This window comes from Methanoculleus sp. UBA430, from assembly GCF_002506585.1.
Lineage (GTDB): Archaea > Halobacteriota > Methanomicrobia > Methanomicrobiales > Methanoculleaceae > Methanoculleus.
In genome coordinates, this window is record NZ_DAXW01000005.1 from 55,250 (window position 1) to 72,512 (window position 17,263).

Annotated in this window: 22 protein-coding genes; 9 read left to right on the forward strand and 13 right to left on the reverse strand. The window is 64.9% G+C overall.

Translation table 11 applies throughout. The features are described 5' to 3' along the window. Window positions 1-60 precede the first annotated feature (60 nt). The 3 genes from BRA49_RS05295 to BRA49_RS05305 all read left to right on the forward strand — a co-directional run bounded on the left by BRA49_RS05295 (window position 61) and on the right by BRA49_RS05305 (window position 2,353). Complete coding sequence (locus BRA49_RS05295) at window positions 61-1,293, forward strand: NAD(P)/FAD-dependent oxidoreductase (protein ID WP_292384137.1); 1,233 nt, start codon at window positions 61-63, stop codon at window positions 1,291-1,293. Between the two features lie 185 nt (window positions 1,294-1,478). Then, complete coding sequence (locus BRA49_RS05300) at window positions 1,479-2,027, forward strand: transglutaminase-like domain-containing protein (protein WP_292384138.1); 549 nt, start codon at window positions 1,479-1,481, stop codon at window positions 2,025-2,027. A gap of 50 nt (window positions 2,028-2,077) precedes the next feature. Continuing rightward, on the forward strand, window positions 2,078-2,353 hold the full coding sequence (locus BRA49_RS05305) for a pro-sigmaK processing inhibitor BofA family protein (RefSeq protein WP_292384139.1): 276 nt from the start codon (window positions 2,078-2,080) through the stop codon (window positions 2,351-2,353). A gap of 17 nt (window positions 2,354-2,370) precedes the next feature. Here the strand turns inward: BRA49_RS05305 and BRA49_RS05310 are convergent, their stop codons facing one another. Then, window positions 2,371-2,856 carry a flavodoxin family protein gene (locus BRA49_RS05310; protein ID WP_292384140.1) on the reverse strand — a complete coding sequence of 162 codons (486 nt, stop codon included), beginning with the start codon at window positions 2,854-2,856 and terminating at the stop codon, window positions 2,371-2,373. A 97-nt stretch (window positions 2,857-2,953) separates the two neighbouring features. On the opposite strand from BRA49_RS05310, the gene BRA49_RS05315 reads away from it, so the two are divergent. Beyond that, a complete protein-coding gene (locus BRA49_RS05315; RefSeq protein WP_292384141.1) occupies window positions 2,954-3,133 on the forward strand; it encodes a hypothetical protein in 180 nt (59 codons plus the stop codon). A 7-nt stretch (window positions 3,134-3,140) separates the two neighbouring features. On the opposite strand, the gene BRA49_RS05320 is transcribed toward BRA49_RS05315, so the two are convergent. Continuing rightward, window positions 3,141-4,169 carry a ketopantoate reductase family protein gene (locus tag BRA49_RS05320; protein ID WP_292384142.1) on the reverse strand — a complete coding sequence of 343 codons (1,029 nt, stop codon included), beginning with the start codon at window positions 4,167-4,169 and terminating at the stop codon, window positions 3,141-3,143. 185 nt (window positions 4,170-4,354) lie between these two features. Between BRA49_RS05320 and BRA49_RS05325 the strand changes: the two genes are divergently transcribed. Continuing rightward, window positions 4,355-5,185 carry a restriction endonuclease gene (locus BRA49_RS05325; protein WP_292384143.1) on the forward strand — a complete coding sequence of 277 codons (831 nt, stop codon included), beginning with the start codon at window positions 4,355-4,357 and terminating at the stop codon, window positions 5,183-5,185. Between the two features lie 4 nt (window positions 5,186-5,189). On the opposite strand, the gene BRA49_RS05330 is transcribed toward BRA49_RS05325, so the two are convergent. Both BRA49_RS05330 and BRA49_RS05335 read right to left on the reverse strand, forming a co-directional pair. After that, entirely contained in the window at window positions 5,190-6,101 is a 912-nt protein-coding gene (locus BRA49_RS05330; RefSeq protein ID WP_292384146.1) for a metallophosphoesterase, read from the reverse strand. Window positions 6,102-6,159: 58 nt separating this feature from the next. Beyond that, window positions 6,160-6,825 (reverse strand): hypothetical protein, encoded by a 666-nt coding sequence (locus BRA49_RS05335; protein ID WP_292384148.1) that lies wholly within the window; start codon window positions 6,823-6,825, stop codon window positions 6,160-6,162. 214 nt (window positions 6,826-7,039) lie between these two features. Here BRA49_RS05335 and eif1A point away from each other — a divergent pair, with 214 nt between their 5' ends. After that, window positions 7,040-7,366 (forward strand): translation initiation factor eIF-1A, encoded by a 327-nt coding sequence (gene eif1A / locus BRA49_RS05340; protein WP_292384175.1) that lies wholly within the window; start codon window positions 7,040-7,042, stop codon window positions 7,364-7,366. A gap of 95 nt (window positions 7,367-7,461) precedes the next feature. On the opposite strand, the gene BRA49_RS05345 is transcribed toward eif1A, so the two are convergent. Genes BRA49_RS05345 through BRA49_RS05370 form a run of 6 tightly spaced genes read right to left on the reverse strand, consistent with a single transcriptional unit; the run spans window position 7,462 to window position 11,274 of the window. After that, window positions 7,462-8,223 carry a DUF7289 family protein gene (locus tag BRA49_RS05345; RefSeq protein WP_292384150.1) on the reverse strand — a complete coding sequence of 254 codons (762 nt, stop codon included), beginning with the start codon at window positions 8,221-8,223 and terminating at the stop codon, window positions 7,462-7,464. Window positions 8,224-8,252: 29 nt separating this feature from the next. After that, entirely contained in the window at window positions 8,253-8,705 is a 453-nt protein-coding gene (locus BRA49_RS05350) for a hypothetical protein (protein WP_292384151.1), read from the reverse strand. Beyond that, window positions 8,686-9,069, reverse strand: coding sequence for a hypothetical protein (locus tag BRA49_RS05355; RefSeq protein WP_292384153.1), 384 nt, complete (start codon window positions 9,067-9,069; stop codon window positions 8,686-8,688). Before BRA49_RS05355 ends, BRA49_RS05350 begins: the two co-directional genes overlap by 20 nt. Then, window positions 9,057-9,587 (reverse strand): DUF7288 family protein, encoded by a 531-nt coding sequence (locus tag BRA49_RS05360; protein WP_292384155.1) that lies wholly within the window; start codon window positions 9,585-9,587, stop codon window positions 9,057-9,059. Before BRA49_RS05360 ends, BRA49_RS05355 begins: the two co-directional genes overlap by 13 nt. Further along, entirely contained in the window at window positions 9,581-10,609 is a 1,029-nt protein-coding gene (locus BRA49_RS05365) for a DUF7287 family protein (protein WP_292384157.1), read from the reverse strand. The genes BRA49_RS05360 and BRA49_RS05365 overlap by 7 nt, the downstream gene beginning before the upstream one ends. A 17-nt stretch (window positions 10,610-10,626) precedes the next feature. Continuing rightward, entirely contained in the window at window positions 10,627-11,274 is a 648-nt protein-coding gene (locus tag BRA49_RS05370) for a hypothetical protein (RefSeq protein ID WP_292384159.1), read from the reverse strand. A gap of 299 nt (window positions 11,275-11,573) precedes the next feature. Between BRA49_RS05370 and BRA49_RS05375 the strand changes: the two genes are divergently transcribed. After that, entirely contained in the window at window positions 11,574-12,215 is a 642-nt protein-coding gene (locus BRA49_RS05375; RefSeq protein ID WP_292384161.1) for an FmdE family protein, read from the forward strand. 12 nt (window positions 12,216-12,227) lie between these two features. Here the strand turns inward: BRA49_RS05375 and hisG are convergent, their stop codons facing one another. Next, the gene (hisG, locus tag BRA49_RS05380) at window positions 12,228-13,100 is read right to left on the reverse strand and encodes an ATP phosphoribosyltransferase (RefSeq protein WP_292384163.1); all 873 of its coding nucleotides are present in this window, start codon (window positions 13,098-13,100) and stop codon (window positions 12,228-12,230) included. Window positions 13,101-13,146: 46 nt separating this feature from the next. Continuing rightward, complete coding sequence (locus tag BRA49_RS05385; protein ID WP_292384165.1) at window positions 13,147-14,409, reverse strand: DUF1015 domain-containing protein; 1,263 nt, start codon at window positions 14,407-14,409, stop codon at window positions 13,147-13,149. An 85-nt stretch (window positions 14,410-14,494) separates the two neighbouring features. Between BRA49_RS05385 and rimI the strand changes: the two genes are divergently transcribed. Beyond that, on the forward strand, window positions 14,495-14,959 hold the full coding sequence (rimI, locus tag BRA49_RS05390) for a ribosomal protein S18-alanine N-acetyltransferase (protein WP_292384167.1): 465 nt from the start codon (window positions 14,495-14,497) through the stop codon (window positions 14,957-14,959). A gap of 162 nt (window positions 14,960-15,121) precedes the next feature. Here the strand turns inward: rimI and hmgA are convergent, their stop codons facing one another. Further along, the gene (gene hmgA / locus BRA49_RS05395; RefSeq protein WP_292384169.1) at window positions 15,122-16,330 is read right to left on the reverse strand and encodes a hydroxymethylglutaryl-CoA reductase (NADPH); all 1,209 of its coding nucleotides are present in this window, start codon (window positions 16,328-16,330) and stop codon (window positions 15,122-15,124) included. 43 nt (window positions 16,331-16,373) lie between these two features. On the opposite strand from hmgA, the gene BRA49_RS05400 reads away from it, so the two are divergent. Beyond that, a partial coding sequence (locus tag BRA49_RS05400; protein ID WP_394339105.1) for a class I SAM-dependent methyltransferase occupies window positions 16,374-17,263 on the forward strand: 890 nt, incomplete at its 3' end.

Below are 17,263 nucleotides of genomic sequence, written 5' to 3' on the forward strand. Positions count from 1 at the left end.
CGACCTATATCCATGTAGCGCACCCCAATGCTGATGCTCCCGGAGGAAGCACGGTATACCGTGAGCAGCACCGTCGTAATCATCGGGGGAGGCCCCGCCGGGCTCTTCTGCGCCCTCCGGGCCACAGAGGAAGGGCGGAACGTGGTCCTCTTCGAGAAGAAACCTGCACCGGGGCGAAAACTCCTGCTCGCGGGGTCGGGGCAGTGCAACATCACCCACGACGGGGAGATCGCCGGCTTCCTCACCCACTACGGCGACCACGGGGCGTTCCTCCGGCCCGCGCTGATGAACTTCACGAACCGGGACCTCATCGCCTTCTTTGCCGCTCGCGGCCTTCCGATGAAGGCCGAGCCCGGGGGGAAGGTCTTCCCGGAGACCCGGCGGTCCGCCGACGTCCTCGCCGTCCTCCTCGCGGAGTGCGCCGCCCGCGGGGTGGACCTCCGGTGCGGCGAACCGGTTCGGACCGTGGAACGGGAGAGCGATGAATTCATCGTCCGGACGGAGAAGGCGGCCGTCCGGGCCGGGGTGCTCGTCATCGCCACCGGGGGAGCCTCTTACCCCGCCACCGGCTCGACCGGGGACGGCTACGCCTTCGCCCGGGCCCTCGGGCAGCCGGTCACGGAGGTTGCCCCGGCGCTTGCCCCGGTCTACGTCGGGGCCTATCCGTTCGCCGACCTGGCCGGGATATCCTTTGCGAATATCGCCCTCGCCGTCTACCGGGGCGGGAAGCGTGTCCGCCGGCAGACCGGCGACCTCCTGCTGACGCATACCGGCCTCTCGGGCCCGGGGATACTCGACCTCTCCCGCTCCCTCCTCCCGGGCGACGAACTCCGGGTCACGTTCCTTCCCGGGATGAACGCGGAGGAGGTGCGAAAGCGCGTCGCCGACGCGGTCGCGGCGGGCGGGGCCCGGCAGGTGAAGACCGTCCTCGCCGACCTCTCCCTCCCGGAGCGGTTCGTCCGGCGGCTGCTCGAGATCGTCGGGGTCCTGCCGGGAGAGACCTGCGCCCGGCTCCCGAAGAAGGCCCGGAACGCCATCGCCGCCTCCCTTGCGGAGTTCCCGTTCACCGTGGCCCGGCTCGGGGGGTTCGATGAGGCGATGGCGACGAGGGGCGGGGTCGCCCTCGAGGGGATCAACCCAAAAACGATGGCGTCGAAGACCGTCGAAGGGCTCTACTGCATCGGCGAGGTGCTCGATATCGACGGCGATACCGGGGGCTACAACATCCAGGCCGCGTTCTCCACCGCGGCGCTCGCCGCGCGGCATATCGCCGGCCCCCGTACGTCACGGTGACCGGGCTCGTTCTGCATCCCTTCCGGGACCCCGGTTTCTTACCACGATCTCTCTTTCCCGGAGGCTCCTTGCGGTGCTCCCTCCCGGTGCCGCGGCGATACGGCATATCTCCCCGGGAACCGCCCGTGACAAAATAGATACTCTGATATATTTTGTGTTGCATTAAAATATATTGAGTCAACAGCGTGATTTGGAGCACTATTCATGCGATCTTTCTCCTCTCCGTCCTCCTCGCCCAGGGGCACCTGGTCTACGACGGCGGATCCGGTGACCCCGGTCTCAGTGCCGCCCCGGAGGCTTCGGTCGAGCGGTTTGCGGCTCTCTCTACACCCACGGCGGATCCCTCCCCCGACGCTCTCATCGACCGGGTGGACCGGGCGACGTTCGCCTGTGTCGACGGCACCCCCCGCCTCTTCCCGGTGGGCCTCAACGCGACCCTCACCAGCAGGGCGGGAGACTGCACCGACCTTGCGCTCCTCAGGGCGGAGGTCCTCCGCTCCAACGGCATCCCGGCCCGGCCGGTCCACGGTCTGATGGTCTGGGACGCAGGGACGTTCCGGACCGACGCCCTCCACGTAGAGGTCTTCGGGAAGGGTATCGCCGTCCACGACTGGGTCGAGCTCGGCGACGGCCGGACGATGGGCGCCTATGAAGGCGTCCCGGGGATCCGGTGCGTCAAGACCGGCAACGGGGTCTGCCTCCAGCCGGTCTTTGAAGCGCTCGGTTACCTCTGAGTGCCGCCGCCCCCGGAAAGATTCAATACCGGGCGCACCAAACGGGCAGTATGAGCTTGTTCACCGCGCTCCTTGCCCTGATCCTGGTCATCGTCGTCGCGTATGTCCTCTATAAGCTGGTCAAGAGCGTAACGGGCCTCATCATCAACGCCGTCGTGGGCGTGATCCTGCTCTGGCTCATCAACCTCCTCAACCTGATGAGCCTCGTCGGCCGGCCCGATATCCCGATCAACCTGATCACCGTCCTCATCTGCGCAATCGGCGGTGTCTTCGGCGTCTTGATCACGGTGGTGCTGCACCTCCTCGGGATACCGCTGACGCTGTGAGGGGCGCCGGGCCCCGCTTACACGGCCGGCACGGGAGCCTTCGCGATCGTCCGGGCGAACTCCTCGATCGTCCGGTCGATACGCCCGGCATCGACGTCGCTCTCCAGTGTCACAGTTGAGGAGACGAACCGCATCCCCTTTGCTTCGAGCGCTTTCCTCACGATCGCGATGGCGTTCTCGCCCCCCGATCCCCCCATCTCAGCGAGGACCGAGAAAGGTTTTCCCCGGCCGTTCGTGACCCGGGAGAGGTACTCGTTGACGTAGGGCGGGATCTTCCGCGACCAGACCGGGGTTGCGACGACCAGGAGATCGACGTCGGCCAGGTCCGCCTGCACCGGCTGAATCGGCGCCCGCATTCCAAGCATCGACATCATTCCCTTCCTGAACATCCCTACCTCAGCGACCGGCCTGATCTCGGCAAGCCCGGCCCCCACCCGCTTCGCGAGGGTCGCCGCCACCTTCTCCGTATGCCCCTGCCAGGAGTAGTACACGATGAGTATCATCACGTTCACCCCGCACGGGTTGTCTACACTCCTCCCATATAGGCCTGGTGACCGGGGCGCGGAACGTTCATATCTCCAGCGTCGAGAAGATCAGGGCATGCAGGAGTACGGCCCGGGGATCCTCGGCGAGGTCCGGTTCGCCCGCCAGGACGGCGGCTACTATGTGCAGCTCTACGACCGGGAAGGAAGACCCGTCGGCAAAACCGGGCTCTGGAGGACCGAGGCGAAGGCGCGGGAGGCGGCCCGGCGGCTCGCGGCGAAACTGGCCGGGGAGTGAGCGCCCCTCACCGGGTCACCGGGTGCGCCTCAGCGTAGCGGACGAGGCCGGCGATGCACCGGTTGTGCGGCGTCGCGATGCCGTGCCGCTCCCCGAGGCGCGCGACGTAGCCGTTCAAGAGGTCGATCTCCGTTCGGCGGCCCAGCCGGAGGTCGTAGTACATGGAGGGGTAGACCGCGGCGAAGTCGGGCACCTGCACCGAGAAGAGGTGAGCGAGGTAGTCGTCGGCGGTTGCCCAGGGAAGCCGCACCCCTTCGGCGCCGGCGACGGCGAAAGTCTCGCGGATGAGGGCGGCGACGGTCTCGCGGATGTTCCCGTCGGCGGCCACCTCGACCGGGGCCGCGAGGAGGGCGCAGAGCGGGTTCACCGCGATGTTGAGGAGAGCCTTCGCCCATTTTCCCGACCGGATATCGGCGTCCGCCTCGACCGGGATGCCGGCGGACCGGACGATCTCGATCAGGCGGCCGGGAGCCTCGCCAGCCCCGGCGGACCAGGCCCCGAGGCGCATCGGGGCGCTCTCGCTTGAGACCCGGACGTGTCCCGGGCCCACGACCGCGAAGTTCGTCGTCACGGTCCCGCCGATGACGGTGTCGGTGTAGTCTGCAATGATCTCCTCGTTTCCGATGCCGTTCTGGAGGCTTGCCGTCGGCCGGCCACGGATGATACCGGCATACTCCTCGCAGACCGCCCGGGTGTCGGTGCCCTTCGCGGTGATGACGACGAAGTCGACCGCGGGGGGGACCTCTTCCGGCGCGGAGACGGGGATGACCCCCCTGACGGTGCCGTCTCCCCAGATCCCTTCCATGACGAGGCCCCGGTCCCGGATCGCGCCGGCGTGCACCGGCCGGCAGGCCGCGTAGACCCCCGCCACTCCCGAGAGCCTCCCGGCGACCGCGAGGCCGACGGCCCCTGCGCCGAGGATCAGGATGACCGGGCGTTGTAACGTTTCCATTCTCTCAAATACCTCTTTGACGCGGGAGACGATAAGAGCAAGCCCGGCCGGAACCGGTGGTATGGGGCGGACGTGCTCAACCATCTCCCTACCTTACGCCCCCGGGGCGGCAACCGGGTCGCCCTGCTCTTCATCGACCTTGCGGACCTCCGTCCCGGGGCTATCGTCGATCGACAGGCTCCGGGTCACCTCGATCGCCTGGTGGGCGCCGTTTCTCGGAAGGACAGGAGCGAACGCTTTTCTTATCCGGTGCCAAGTATTCGTACCTGATGAAGCATGTCACGAAGGCCGACGGCACCCTGCAGCCGTTCGACTCCGGGAGGGTGCGGCGGACACTCCGCAACATGGGCCTTGGCGAGGAGGATGCCGACCGGATCGCCGGCGAAATCGAGGAGGAGGTGCTGGACGGGGTCAGGACCGCGGCGGTCCTCCGGATGATCCGCGCCCGCGCAAGGGCTGTCCGCCCTGCCGTTGCCCACCGCACCAACCTCCGGAGAGCGCTCGCCCTCCTCCGCCCGAAACCGGAGTTCGAGGAGTTCGTGCGGGTCCTCCTCCGGGAGCACGGCTACCGCGTGGAGACCGGGTGCATCCTTGCCGGCCGGTGCGGGGAGCACGAAGTGGACGCCATCGCCTACCGGGACGCCATCACGTTCTTCGTCGAGGTGAAGCACCACGCGAACCATCACCGGATGACCGGCCTCGACGAAGGGCGGATCGCCCGGGCGATCGTCGAGGACCTCCAGGAGGGGTTCCGGTCAGGGAGGTGCTCCGTCTCGATCGACGGTGCCCTGATCGTCTGCAACACCAAACTCTCTGAACACGCAAAACGCTACGCGACCTGCCGGGGGATCGGGCATATCGGGTGGGATTACCCCGAGGAGAAGAACCTCCGGACGATGATCGAGGATACCGGGTCCTACCCGGTCACCATCGTCAGCGGGGTGAGCCCGTCGGTCTCCACCCGGCTCGCCGCCGCCGGGATCCTCACGGCAAAACAGGTCGCCTACGGTGATGCTGCAACGATCGCCCACGATGCGGGCCTCTCCCTCCGGGAGACGCTGCTGATCGCCGAACGGGCGCGTGCGATCCTCGAACCGTAGGCGGTCAGGCGATGGCCTGGAGCTGCTCGTCGGTCGGGTTGATCAGGACGATCTCGGGCGGGCAGTTGAACCGGAGGTCCACCCCGGCGACGTCCGCGCTGCAGACCCCGCGGGAGATGTAGGTCGGCGTCCCGTTCGTCTCGAACATCCCCGCGAGCTCGACGACGCCGTAGTCGTTCAACTGCGCCACGACCGGGAAGAGGAACTGCCCGCCGTGGGTGTGGCCGGCGAGGATGAGGTCGGCGCCCCAGTCGGCCCGGCAGGACGGTTCGTGAACAAGGTAGATGGTGAACGTGTCGGTCGCCGGGACGTCGGGCGGGTCCGCCATCCCGGCCCAGCCATCGTCGACCCCGACGATGACGACCTCTTCGCCCCCGGCGGAGACCTGAACGTAGTCGTTCCTGAGGACGTGGACGCCATTCTCTTCGAGCGTCCCCGCGAGCCCGTCGGCAAACGCGGTATCGGCGGAGCCGTCGTTCAAGGCGGAGAGATCATACCCGGCGACAGGGGCGTTGACCAGGGTCCGGACGGCAAGCATCTTCTCAATGCCCGCCGTGCCGTCGGTCCCCACACGGTAGTCATGGTTCCCGAGGACGGCGTAGGTCGGTGCATCGAGCGACCGCCACACCTCCTGGGCGGCGAAGTCCGACTCCTCGCCGGTGACGAAGTCGCCGCCGATCAGGACGATCGACGGGTCTAGCCGGTTGACCTCGGCGATCACCTCCCGGACGTGGTCGATGTTCGAAGGCCGGACGTGGGGGTCGGTGATATAGACGATGCCTTCGGGCGCCCCGTCGATCTCAAGTACGGTCACGTCGACGGCGCGTGCTTCCCAGGCCATGTAGCCGGTCATGGACGGGAGCAGGATGAGCATGAACAACGCCAGGTGTCGTGTGTCCGGGGCCTTCAGGGTCACTATATTTTATTCGCCCTCATGAATATAAATAGAATCCGGCCGGTCGGCGCCGGGCGGATCACCGGCCATGAACCTGATCGACCGGATCGCTCACGACGTCGGCCGGCATCACATCGGGGGGCAGTTCGGCGAAGAACCGGATAAACTGCTGTCCCTCTGCCCGCGAAAGAGCAATAGCGGCGAAGACGGCCACGATCGCCGCACCGACGAGGTCCATGATCAGGTCGACCATGGTATCCGTGTTCCCGTGCTGGAGGCCCGTATCGAAGACCTCGTCGGCCACGAACTCGTAGATCTCCCATGCCGCCCCCGCTGCCAGCGTCGTGATCAGGATGAAGACGACGGCGACCGGTATCGTCAGCCGCACCTCCCCCCGGCGGTCGGCGAGGGCCACGATGAAGAAGGCGATGAGCGCGATGGTGGCCGAGGAGACGAGGTGGGTCAGTTTGTCGTAGTAGGGCGCGAGGCTGATGTAGTAGCCCGCGACGTGCCCCATGACGTGGAGGTAGAGGGAGACGGCGACGAAAAGGTTGACTTCCCAGGGCAGGCAGAGGCGCAGGTTCCGCGTCATGAGGGTCGGCGCCATCGTCAGGAGGAAGGCAAAGCCGGCCGAGAACCCGAGGAAGTATTCGCCTGCGGTGATGCTGGAGGCTGCGGCGAGGAGGATGAGCCCCTGGATGAAGTAGGTGAGGTAGATCCCGCGCGGCGGGTCCGAGCACGCCATGGGTCTTCTGAGAAGTGATCCCGGGCATCATACATAACCGTCCCGGTGGTGGTCCCGGGTGTCGGGCGATCGTCCCCGGATACCGGACCGAACAGGCAGGACCACCGGCCGTTGCGGTCGCCTCCACATTCCCGGGAGAATAGTTGATAAGGTCAGCAGGTGTATAAATTGGACACGCAAGGGACCAAACACTCTGGAATATGGGGTTGATGATCTGACGGATGCCACGAAGCGTAAACCCGAATCCAATGGAGGGCCGGCGGGAGAGGAGATCGTCCGCGTGCGCCTGCCGAACAAGAGGAACCGGGAGATGTTCGCAAGCGCCGAGCTGATGCTCGGGGCAAACCATATCAAGATCCGCTGTTTCGACGGGGTGACCCGCACCGGGCGGATCAAGGGTAAGATCAAGAAGAAGGTCTGGATCCGGGAGGGGGATGTTCTGATCGTCGTCCCGTGGAGTTTCCAGGACGAGAAGTGCGATATCGTCTACCGCTACACGAGGCCCCAGGTGGAGTGGCTCCGGAAGAACCGGTATCTCTGACATTCTTTTTTTGCAACGTCGCCTCTCATCTCGTACAGCAAAAGCAGGACGGAGAGCGGGTATCCTCTTCTGCGTGAGTGAGGGTTCAAAAAAGGTTAGATGCCGTGGATCTTGATCTCGTACTCTTTTACGACGAGTTTCATAACATCCGACCGGGTGTAGGTGCCGCCCGAATCGTCCATCTTCAGCGAACTGCCGGTCAGGTAGTTCTTCCACGCTACAGAGTTATCGGCATCATCCGGGTACTCTACTATGACGCTTTCGGCATCACCGGGAGGCTTGTGTATGGTCATGTTCTCCAGGCTCATCCTCACCGTCGTCATCCCGGACTTCGCCATCGGTTCGTCGGTGCTGATGTTCATGATGTAGACGACGAACGTCGTTGTGGGTGGGGTCGTTGTCGTGTCGACGTCATAGAACCATCGTGGCTCGGCGAGCATAGCCGAACCTCTCGCATCCTCCTGGCGCGTCATCACCGCACCGTTCTCGAGGGTGATCACCTCGGTCCCGCGGTCGGAGCGGTAGACTAATGCACCGGGATGGAACTCAATAGGCCCGAAATCCTTAGCGGAGATACTGAATCCCGGCGTCGACGGGTCGGCGCCGATCACCGCGAGCGTCCCCCCGCTCACCTGGAGCGACGTCTCCTTGTAGGGGACGTTCTTGAAGCAGAGGCTCTTCATATCGTTCTGGATGACGATCATCGCCCGCTCCATATTCTTCACGTCGGTGTTGCTCTGCTCCTTGACGAGCACCGGGTAGCCGTAGAGCGTGACCAGGCCGATGCCGCTGATGACGATCCCGAGGATCAGGATAAACCCGATCGCCTCGGAGACCGCCTTCTCGTTTATCTTCACGGATATTCGCCTCCTTAAGACTCTCAGTGTCATGTGGGAAACCCTCCTGAGTCGTACTGAATCACGTTCCATCCTGCACCGGTGGTGTTGCCGACGACGCCCTTCGTCGCCCCGATGCCGCCGATGGCGACTTTGCTTCTGATGCTGCCGCCCTGGACCTGGATCGCCTGGCTGGTCCCGTTCATCGCGACGTCCACGAAGTAACCCTTCCCGGCGACGTTGTCGGGGATGTCGAACTTCGTCTCGATGGTCCCGTTGCCGGGCGCGATCACGTAGAGGTCCACGATCCGGGTGCTGACCCCGTTCCCGATGTCCACGAAGGCGTGGTAGCGGAGCTTGTCCGCCGGCCCCTCCATGAAGACGGCGTTGACGGTGAACATCATCACGATCATCAGCACGAGCAAGACGCCGCTGATGATGATATACTCCAGAAGCCGGGTGACGCCATCCTCGTTCGCCGGCTCAGTAATACACGGTCTCATTGTATACCGTCACCCCGTTGTTGTAATGGATCTTGACCGGGTGGAGCCAGCGGCCGGAGACGTGCTGCGGGTCGCCCGCCGAGAAACTCACCACGGCGTTCTTCCGCTCGAGGGAAATCGCGACGATGTCTTTCTGAATGTCTGCACACTGTCCGGGGGCCAGGGTCGTGGAGGCATTGACGTAGTCGAAGACCGCCTCCCGCAGGTCCCGGATATCGTTCTTCGAGAACTCGAGCACTCCCTCTGCGGTCGTCTGCCCGACGAGCGCCGACTGGTTGATGATCAGCGCGAGGAAGAACATCCCGACCGCGACGAGGAGGCCCATCAGGACGATCCACTGGCCGTCTTCGTTCATGCACGCCATAACAGCACCTCCACGAGGACGGCTTTAGAGCGGGTGTTTGACATATCAATAGGTATGCCGGGGGGCTTCTCAGTTGGCAACTGCACCCACCGGGTCACCCGGACCGTGTTCTCGCGCCCGGTGAACTCCGGGTCCGGCGAGGAGAGCGGAGTCGTGTTTACGCTGCCGCCCGTTGTTCTGTAGGAGAGGTAGACCTGGGCCCGGAGGTTATCATCCGGGTCTCCGGATCGCATCTTACAGCCGGCGAGGAACCTGTCCCGGAGAGTGTTACCTCCCATCATGACTCTGGTTCCGTTCTTGACAAACCCGACCAGCTCGCTCGTACCTCTGTTGGTATCCGGCGTATCCATCATCGCCAGCACGTCGCTCCCGAGCTGCTCAAGCTGCATATCCGGTATGTGCGTATCCCCCGCGGTGTAGACGCTCGTCGTGCTGACGACGATATACGCCGTCAGGAGCATGATGACCCCGGCCGCAATCCCCTCCATCGTGTAGAGCTGCCCCGCGTCGTTCACCATATCGCCACCTCCAGGACCCCGGTCGAGAGAACGGGGAGGATATCGTCATCATAGTCGTAGGTGCCGTTCAGCGTGGTCCGCTGATCAGGGCTGTCATCGAAGACGAACCGGATATCCAGGATGCTGTTCTGGTCCAGGGTGAAGAGCGAGGTCGCCGCCGGGTTCAGGACCAGAGAGATATTGGAGTTGACCGGCACGTCCGGTTTGAGCGAGTGCGGGGTCTGGGTGCCGTCGATGCGCAGGGTGTAGAGGTCCGGGTCCGTCGTGTCGTACGAGAACGGGATGCGGGTGAACCGCGGGTTCGGCCTCGTCGGGTCCATCTTCCAGAACGTCACGTTCTGGAGCGTCGCTCCCGTGTTGGAATCGATGAGATACCCGGTCATATTGATATTGACCGTCACCGGATCGGTCCTCGGATCGATCCGGTAGGCGGCGCTGACGGACTGGTTCAGCAGCTGGCTGAAGTTGAGCCGGACGGTGAACATCGGGGGGATCGAAGGGTTAAGTGTGGTATCATTGTAGTCGTCGTCATAACCGATCTCCGCCACCCCGGGCTCCTTGATCTTCACCACCCGGCGGATGTAGCCGTAGCCGGGGGGGAGGGGATCGCCGGTCTGATTGAGCTCGTAGCTCCCATCCGGGTTTGAGATGTTGAGCGAAAAATTGTAGGAGTAAGGAATGTCGCCGAAGATCGCCTTGCTGCGGTAGTCCTCCGGGGCGAAGAACCCCGCTTCAAAGAACCTCTCCACCTTCGCCGAGAGGAGGATGTTCGGGGTCTCCTTGGAGACCGCAAGCCCCATCCGCTGAATCTCGTCCTTATGATCCGGATCGTTCATCTCCCAGGGGGGATAGACCGGCCAGCCGGGGTCCTCGACGAGGATCACCCCCGTCCGGTAGGCGACTGCGTCGTAGTCGATCCCGCTGCTCTCGAGGCCTGCAAGGAGCCCCGGCACCATGCTCACCACCATGATCAGGGCGAGCATGAAGATCGTGAACCCCACGAGGAAGTCAAGCGACAGCACCCCGTCGTCCGCCGTTCTTATACGACCACCTCCCCGGTGTCCGAGCGGAACACGAGGGTCTCCATCCCCGCGTCCGAACGGATGGTGACGGTGTAGACCCCCTCGGCGAGCGCAATATCGACCGTGTCGGCACCGAGTTCCGTCATCGCGGCCGAGAGCGTCTCATTCGCGAGAAGCTCCTCCGGGGGGAGAACCGCGGTGAGGTTCACCTCTTCCGCGGGCAGGGGGGCCGGGAGCGAGATCTCCTTCCAGCCCGCGATACCGAACGTGACCCAGCGGACCTCCTCCCCGTCCCGGAGGCCGAGCGCCCAGGAGGTCGCCCGGCCGTCCGGGTCCGCGCCGGTCCCGAGCACCAGGTGCACCTTGGCGCCGGTGACGTCGAGGCCGCCCTCAGCCCCGAGCAGGTCGAGTTCCGCAAGGGCCGCAGTGAGGGTCGTGCCCTCCGAGGGTTCCGGCAGATCGATGGGGGTGATGCCGCCGCCCGGCGGTGGTGGGGACGCACCGAGGCAGCCGCAGACGGTACAGAAGATGCAGAGTGCGGCAAGAAGTGCCAGAACGCCCCCGGAGGTTCGTATCTTTTCAAAGCACGGGGACTCCCGACCGGTACGGGTAAGGCTGATATCGTCGACCTTCGTTCGAACTGCATCGGACCATCGTGGGGGCATCCAGGACTCCTCCATGCCGCGAGCCGCCGGGTTCGACCGACGGCTGTTGAGGTAGAGCAGTCATTATACGCGATGGTGTATATATAACCATCTCACATGCCCCGTCAACATTCTGCCGTTCGGGCCGGATATGGGAAATGTGCAGGTATCCCGCGGCAAAAACATTTCGCCGGAGGTGCGCTTTTTCAGCCCGGAACGCCCCGGTCTATATATACTGGAGGGGCCGGTCTGCGGCCTCCGCCGCGGTGTCGTAAGATTTATCCCCCAGTTCGTAACAACAGACTGTGCAGGGTAAGCAAATGAGTACTATCACATCCCCTGGCACACCGGGAGAAGGACACGGACGGTTCGCCGAAGCGGCCGCCTTCCATGGTCACGTCTGCCCCGGCCTCGCGCTGGGATACCGGGCGGCCGAGACCGCCCTCGAGCGACTCCGCTCCGGCCGGGCTGAGGACGAGGAACTCGTCACCATCGCCGAGACCGACGCCTGCGGCGTCGACGCCATCCAGGTCCTGACGGGATGCACCGCTGGAAAAGGAAACCTCTTCTTCAAGGACTACGGGAAGCACGCCTTCACGTTCATCAACCGCCGAACCGGCGATGCGGTTCGGGTGGCGGCAAACCCGTCGTTTAACATCGACTCACTCGACCCCGGCCTCGCGCCGCTCCGGGCGCGGGTGATGCAGGGGCGGGCCTCCGACAAGGAGCACGCCGAGTTCCATGAGCGGACAGGTCGCATCGTTGAGGCTCTCCTTCATATGCCCGCAGAGGAGCTCTTCTCCATCCAAAACGTCGACGTCGAGATCCCGGAGCGGGCCCGGATCTTCCGGTCGGTGCCGTGCGCAAAATGCGGCGAGATGACCGCCGAGTCCCGGGTCCGGGTCGAAGACGGCGAACTCGTCTGTTACGCCTGCTCGACGGAGTACTCCCGGCGTGGGTGAGGGATCTCCTCCTCACCGCACTATTTTTGCGATCGGGATCTCGAGGATGTCCTCGGCGCCCGCGGCCTTGAGCGGCGGTATGAGGCCGTTGACGAGCCCTTTCTGGACCACCGTCTGGATGCTGAAGTAGTCGATGCCGTGCAGCCTGCCGACGGTAGGCTTCTTCATGGCCGGGAGGACCTCGATGACGCGGTCGAGCGCGCTCGAGGGCACGTTCATCGTCAGGAGCACCTGGTGGCGGGCCTCGATCACCCCGAGGAGGAGGGTCGCGATCTCCTCGATCTCCCGACGCTTCTCCGGATCCCGGAGTGACTCGTGGTTTGCAAGGAGCGCGGTGTGCGACTCCATGATCTGTCCGATGATCTTCAACCCGTTCTTCCTGAGCGTGCTCCCGGTCTCGGTGAGGTCGACGACGATGTCCATCAGGTCGGGGACCTTCGCCTCCGAGGCGCCGTAGGAGGGGAAGAGCCTGACGGGGACCCCGATGTCTGTAAAGAACCGCTCCGTGAGCCGGGGATACTCGGTCGTCACCCGGCTCTCCGGCCGGATGGCGGCGACCTCGTCGATAGGCTCGTCGCGGTGGACCGCCACCACGATCTTCACGTTCCCGTCCCCGGTCTTGCTGTAGGAGAGGTTCGCGACCTCTGTGACATCGGCGCCGCTCTCCTGCACCCAGTCGAGCCCCGATATCCCGAGGTCGAAGTAACCCATCTGGACGTAGAGCGGGATCTCCTGCGGCCGGAGGATCTTTACCTTCCCGATCCGGGGGTCGTTGATCCGGGGGTTGTAGTCGCGGTCGGTTCGCCTGACCTCGAGATCCGCCTCCTTGAAGAGCTGGAGCGTCTGCGCCTCAAGGCTCCCCTTCGGGAGCGCAATCGTTATCATGAAGAGATGATCGGGCGGAAAAAGGGTTAAATGTGGTGATATGGTTTCAGGCGATGGTGTGGATGACGAGCCCCGAGAGGAGTTTCGGCTCGAACCAGGTGGACTTCGGGGGCATAACGCCGTTCGCATCGGCGATCGCGAGCACCGTCTCGACCGGAACCGGCTGCATGGCCACGGCGAAGGCGTACTCCCCGGAGTCCACGAGTTTCTCAAGGGCAGAGAGCGGTTTCGCCCCGCCCATGTAGTGGAGCCTCGGGTCGCCCCGGGGGTCGGCGATGCCGAGCATCCCTTCGAGGACATCCTTCTGCAGCACCGAGACGTCAAGCGACCCGATCAGGTCGGTGGGGTCTCGAACCGGCCGGGCGGCCTCGTACCAGGTCCCCTGCAGGTAGAAGTGCATGACATGCATCGGCACGTCTCCGGCCGCGAGCGGCGTGATCTGGTAGCCGGAGGAGTCGACATTCCTGTAGGGGCGGATCTCCCACCCCGCCGCGAAGAGCGCGTCGACGAGGCCGGGGAGGGTGTAGTTGCCGAGGTCCGTAACAAGCCGGCTGTAGCCGTGGATGCGGACCCGGTCGTGGGCGAAGAGGACCGCCATGAACTTCCCGGCCTCCTCGGTGAACCTTCCCTCGCTCCGGCGCCGTTCCGCAACGTTCACCGCCGACTTGGCCCGGTGGTGCCCGTCTGCGATATAAACCTCCGGAACGTTCGCAAAAAGGCCCTCGAGGCGGGAGAGGGTCGTCTCGTCGGTGAACCGGTAGACCTGGTGGAGCACGCCCGATGCGGTCGTGGTGCTTCCGTCAGGTTCCGCCTCGCCGATGAGGGAGTGAACGTAGGGGAAGATCCCCCCGGGATCGCGGTAGAGCAGGAAGACGAGGCCGGTGTTGGCGCCGACCACGTCGATGTGCCGGGTCCGGTCCTCCTCCTTGTCGTACCGGGTGAGTTCGTGCCGCCGGATCCGGCGGTTCTCGTAGTCCTCTGTTCCCACGCAGCAGACCAGCCCGACGAACTCCTCGCCGTCCTGGACGGCCCGGTAGACGTACATCCCGGCCTGGGGGTCCTGTGCCATCAGGCCGTCTTCAAGCATGCTGAGGAAGACCTCCCGCGCCCGTTGGTAGACCCGGTCGTCGTGCGGGGGAAGGTCGGGGAGTTCGGCGTCGGGCCGGCTGACCCGCAGGAAACTCAGAGGGTTCTTCTCGATGCACTCCCGGGCCTCCTCTGCCGTCACCACATCGTAGGGCACGGAAGGAATCTCTTCGGCGTACCGTCGCTCCGGACGGACTGCCGCAAACCGATATATCTGAACCATAACTACCGCCACTCGTATGTGCCTACTATTTTGTCTTCTGAGACTATATTAGATGAGGCACTCCATGAGGGAGCGATCGGTAACTATGATGCCGCTTCAACTTACTATTCACCGGGCGCAGCCCGTAGACATTCCGCAGGTAGTTGCCGTCGAGAAGGTAGCGTTCGTCGATCCCTGGGACGAGAGAACGTTCCGGGAGTCGCTCGCGTACTACCCGGAGACGTTCTTTGTGGCCAGAAACAACGGGGACCTGGCCGGGTTCGTTGCAGGGGGCATTGAAGACACGGGAGAAGAGGTATACGGGCATATCATGAACCTCGCGGTCGCCCCGGATTACCGGCGCCAGGGGATCGGGCAGCACCTCATCCGCCGCCTGGAACAGGAGTATACGGTTCTCGGTGCAAGCGGCGTCCAGCTCGAGGTCCGTGTCACCAACACCGGCGCCCAGGAGTTCTACCGCCGCCTCGGTTACCAGGCGGTCTTCCAGATCGCCGGCTACTACGCCAACGAGGAGGATGCCCTGGTTATGATGAAGTGGTTCCGGTTCTAAGACGCGACTGCCGGAACGGCAGGAGCGGGAGAAAACGTGGAGCGTTTTCGACTCGCGATGGTTCGTAGAACGACGTTCCAGAGGAACGGAGTTCTGGAAACCCGTGGGGTTTCGAGAACCGGAGCGGGAGCACCGGAGGTGCGAAGCCGGAACCGCATTCGCTTATCCCCGACCGTGCTCCTGGTGAGCCCGGGCCAGGTGCTGGGCCGCGAGGGCGCCGAGGAGGGAGAGTTCCCCGGCAAGCACCCCGGCGGCAACGATCTCGGCGAACGCCTTCGCGTGGGCTCCCGGCGGGTCGCCGCCCCCGGCGACGCCGAGCATCGCGAGGCATTCGTGCTGGGTATCGACCCCCGTCCCGCCCCCGACGGTCCCCACCGGGAGGGAGGGGAGGGTGACCGAGACATAGACCCCGCCTTCCACCCGGTCGACGGTGGTGATCGCGGTGCTCCCCTCGACGACGTGGGCGGGGTCCTGCCCGCAGGCGATGAACGTCGCGGCGACGACGTTTGCCGCCTGGGCGTTGAACCCGAACGAGGCCGCCCGCGCCGAGCCCACCAGGTTCTTCCTGTAGTTGACCTCGGCGAGGGTCTCCGCATTGGTCTTCAAGAGGTCGGCGACCATCGCGTCGGTGAGCCGCACGCCCGCGACCACGGTCTTCCCCCGGCCCCGGACCAGGTTGATCGCCGCGGGTTTCTTGTCGGTGCACATGTTCCCGGAGGTGGCGACGAGGCGGGCCCCGGTCTCCCGCTCGATGAACTCCCCTACCTTCTGGCCTGCGATCGTCACCATGTTCATGCCCATGGCGTCCTTGGTGTCGAACTCGATCCGGATGAAGACGTTTGTCCCGGCAACGTAGGTGACGGCTTCAAGGAACTCCCCATGTCGTGTGGTGCTCTGCGCGGTCTCGCGGATCTCGGCGGCGTGCTCCTCGACCCAGGCGACCACTTCGCGGGCGTGGACGACGTCACGGGCGGCAAAGACCGGCGCCCGCGTCATCCCGTCCCGCATGATCCGCACGTCCGCACCGCCCGCCCGGCTGATCAGGGAGCACCCGCGGTTCACCGAGGCGACGAGCGCCCCTTCGGTCGTCGCAAGGGGGAGATAGTACGACCCGGCGGCATACTCGCCCTTCACCCGGAGTGGCCCCGCGACGCCGAGCGGCACCTGCACCGTGCCGATCATGTTCTCGATGTTGCGCTTCACCACCCGGTCGATCCCGATGGAGAACGACCCCACTGCGGGGAGAGAGGTGCCGGTCTCGCCCTCGATGAACGCCCGCCGCACCCGGACCGCTTCGTCGGGCGGGAGTTCCTTCTCAAGCGCATAGAGTTTGAGGGAGCCGTCTTTCAGCCTCTCGATGTACTCATCCATGAATAGTATGAGATCGCATACCTAAAGATGGCTGGTGGTCGACGTGCGAGAGGATCAATGGTGCCTTGCGGTGCCGAAGCGAGAGGCCGAGCAGACACGGCGCCGGCTGCTTGAGGAAGGACTCCTCGACCGGCGCTACAGACCGCACTCCGAAGGGGATGCCGTCCTCCTCCCGGTGACGGAGGAGGTCCCGGGCGCCGTCCGGTGCAGGTTCGAGGCCGTGCCGGAACGCGCCGTTCTCCCCCGGCACGAACTCGTGGGCGGGATCGCCATCATGCAGGAGAACGACCCGGAGGGCGCCCGGCGGCTCCTCGCCTCCCGCCCCTCCCTCGAGACCGTGCTCTTCCCGGAGACCCCGGTCGAGGGGGAGTACCGGACCCGCCGGTTCGCCGTCCTTGCAGGGGTCCCGTCCACCCGGACCCGGGTGACGGAGTACGGCCTCTTCTTCGACGTCGACCTCGCTCTCGCCTACTTCTCCGCCCGGCTCTCGACCGAGCGGCAGCGGGTCCTTGATCTCGTGGGAGAAGGGGAGCGTGTGCTCGACATGTTCGCCGGCGTCGGACCGTTCGCGATCACCCTTGCCCGCCGGGCCGGGCTCGTCGTTGCCGCGGACCTCAACCCCGCCGCCGTCCACCTCCTGATTCACAACATCGCGCTCAACCGGGCAAGAAACGTCATCCCGGTGCTCGCCGACGCCGCCCACCTCCCCGGGCTCGGGTTTGCCCCCTTCGACCGGATCGTCATGAACCTCCCGCTCGCCGCATCGGTGTTCCTCCCGGCGGCCGCCCGACTCTGCCGGGACGGCGGAACGATTCACCTCTACGCGCTTGAGGAGCAGGAGAGCGAGTACCTCCCCCTGATCCGGGCGGCCACGAACGGCGAGGTCACCGAGCGGCAGGTCCGGACCTACTCGCCGGGGAAGTGGCACGCGGT

Excerpts from the sequence above, each read along its gene's own strand:
- BRA49_RS05305 (WP_292384139.1), top strand. The coding sequence starts at position 2,078 with ATGAGCTTGTTCACCGCGCTCCTTGCCCTGATCCTGGTCATCGTCGTC.
- BRA49_RS05335 (WP_292384148.1), bottom strand. The coding sequence starts at position 6,825 with ATGGCGTGCTCGGACCCGCCGCGCGGGATCTACCTCACCTACTTCATC.
- rimI (WP_292384167.1), top strand. The coding sequence starts at position 14,495 with ATGATGCCGCTTCAACTTACTATTCACCGGGCGCAGCCCGTAGACATT.
- BRA49_RS05325 (WP_292384143.1), top strand. The coding sequence starts at position 4,355 with ATGAAGCATGTCACGAAGGCCGACGGCACCCTGCAGCCGTTCGACTCC.
- BRA49_RS05385 (WP_292384165.1), bottom strand. The coding sequence starts at position 14,409 with ATGGTTCAGATATATCGGTTTGCGGCAGTCCGTCCGGAGCGACGGTAC.
- BRA49_RS05355 (WP_292384153.1), bottom strand. The coding sequence starts at position 9,069 with ATGGCGTGCATGAACGAAGACGGCCAGTGGATCGTCCTGATGGGCCTC.
- BRA49_RS05375 (WP_292384161.1), top strand. The coding sequence starts at position 11,574 with ATGAGTACTATCACATCCCCTGGCACACCGGGAGAAGGACACGGACGG.
- BRA49_RS05310 (WP_292384140.1), bottom strand. The coding sequence starts at position 2,856 with ATGATACTCATCGTGTACTACTCCTGGCAGGGGCATACGGAGAAGGTG.
- hisG (WP_292384163.1), bottom strand. The coding sequence starts at position 13,100 with ATGATAACGATTGCGCTCCCGAAGGGGAGCCTTGAGGCGCAGACGCTC.
- BRA49_RS05350 (WP_292384151.1), bottom strand. The coding sequence starts at position 8,705 with ATGAGACCGTGTATTACTGAGCCGGCGAACGAGGATGGCGTCACCCGG.
- BRA49_RS05360 (WP_292384155.1), bottom strand. The coding sequence starts at position 9,587 with ATGGTGAACGACGCGGGGCAGCTCTACACGATGGAGGGGATTGCGGCC.
- hmgA (WP_292384169.1), bottom strand. The coding sequence starts at position 16,330 with ATGGATGAGTACATCGAGAGGCTGAAAGACGGCTCCCTCAAACTCTAT.
- BRA49_RS05315 (WP_292384141.1), top strand. The coding sequence starts at position 2,954 with ATGCAGGAGTACGGCCCGGGGATCCTCGGCGAGGTCCGGTTCGCCCGC.
- BRA49_RS05370 (WP_292384159.1), bottom strand. The coding sequence starts at position 11,274 with ATGCCCCCACGATGGTCCGATGCAGTTCGAACGAAGGTCGACGATATC.
- BRA49_RS05320 (WP_292384142.1), bottom strand. The coding sequence starts at position 4,169 with ATGGTTGAGCACGTCCGCCCCATACCACCGGTTCCGGCCGGGCTTGCT.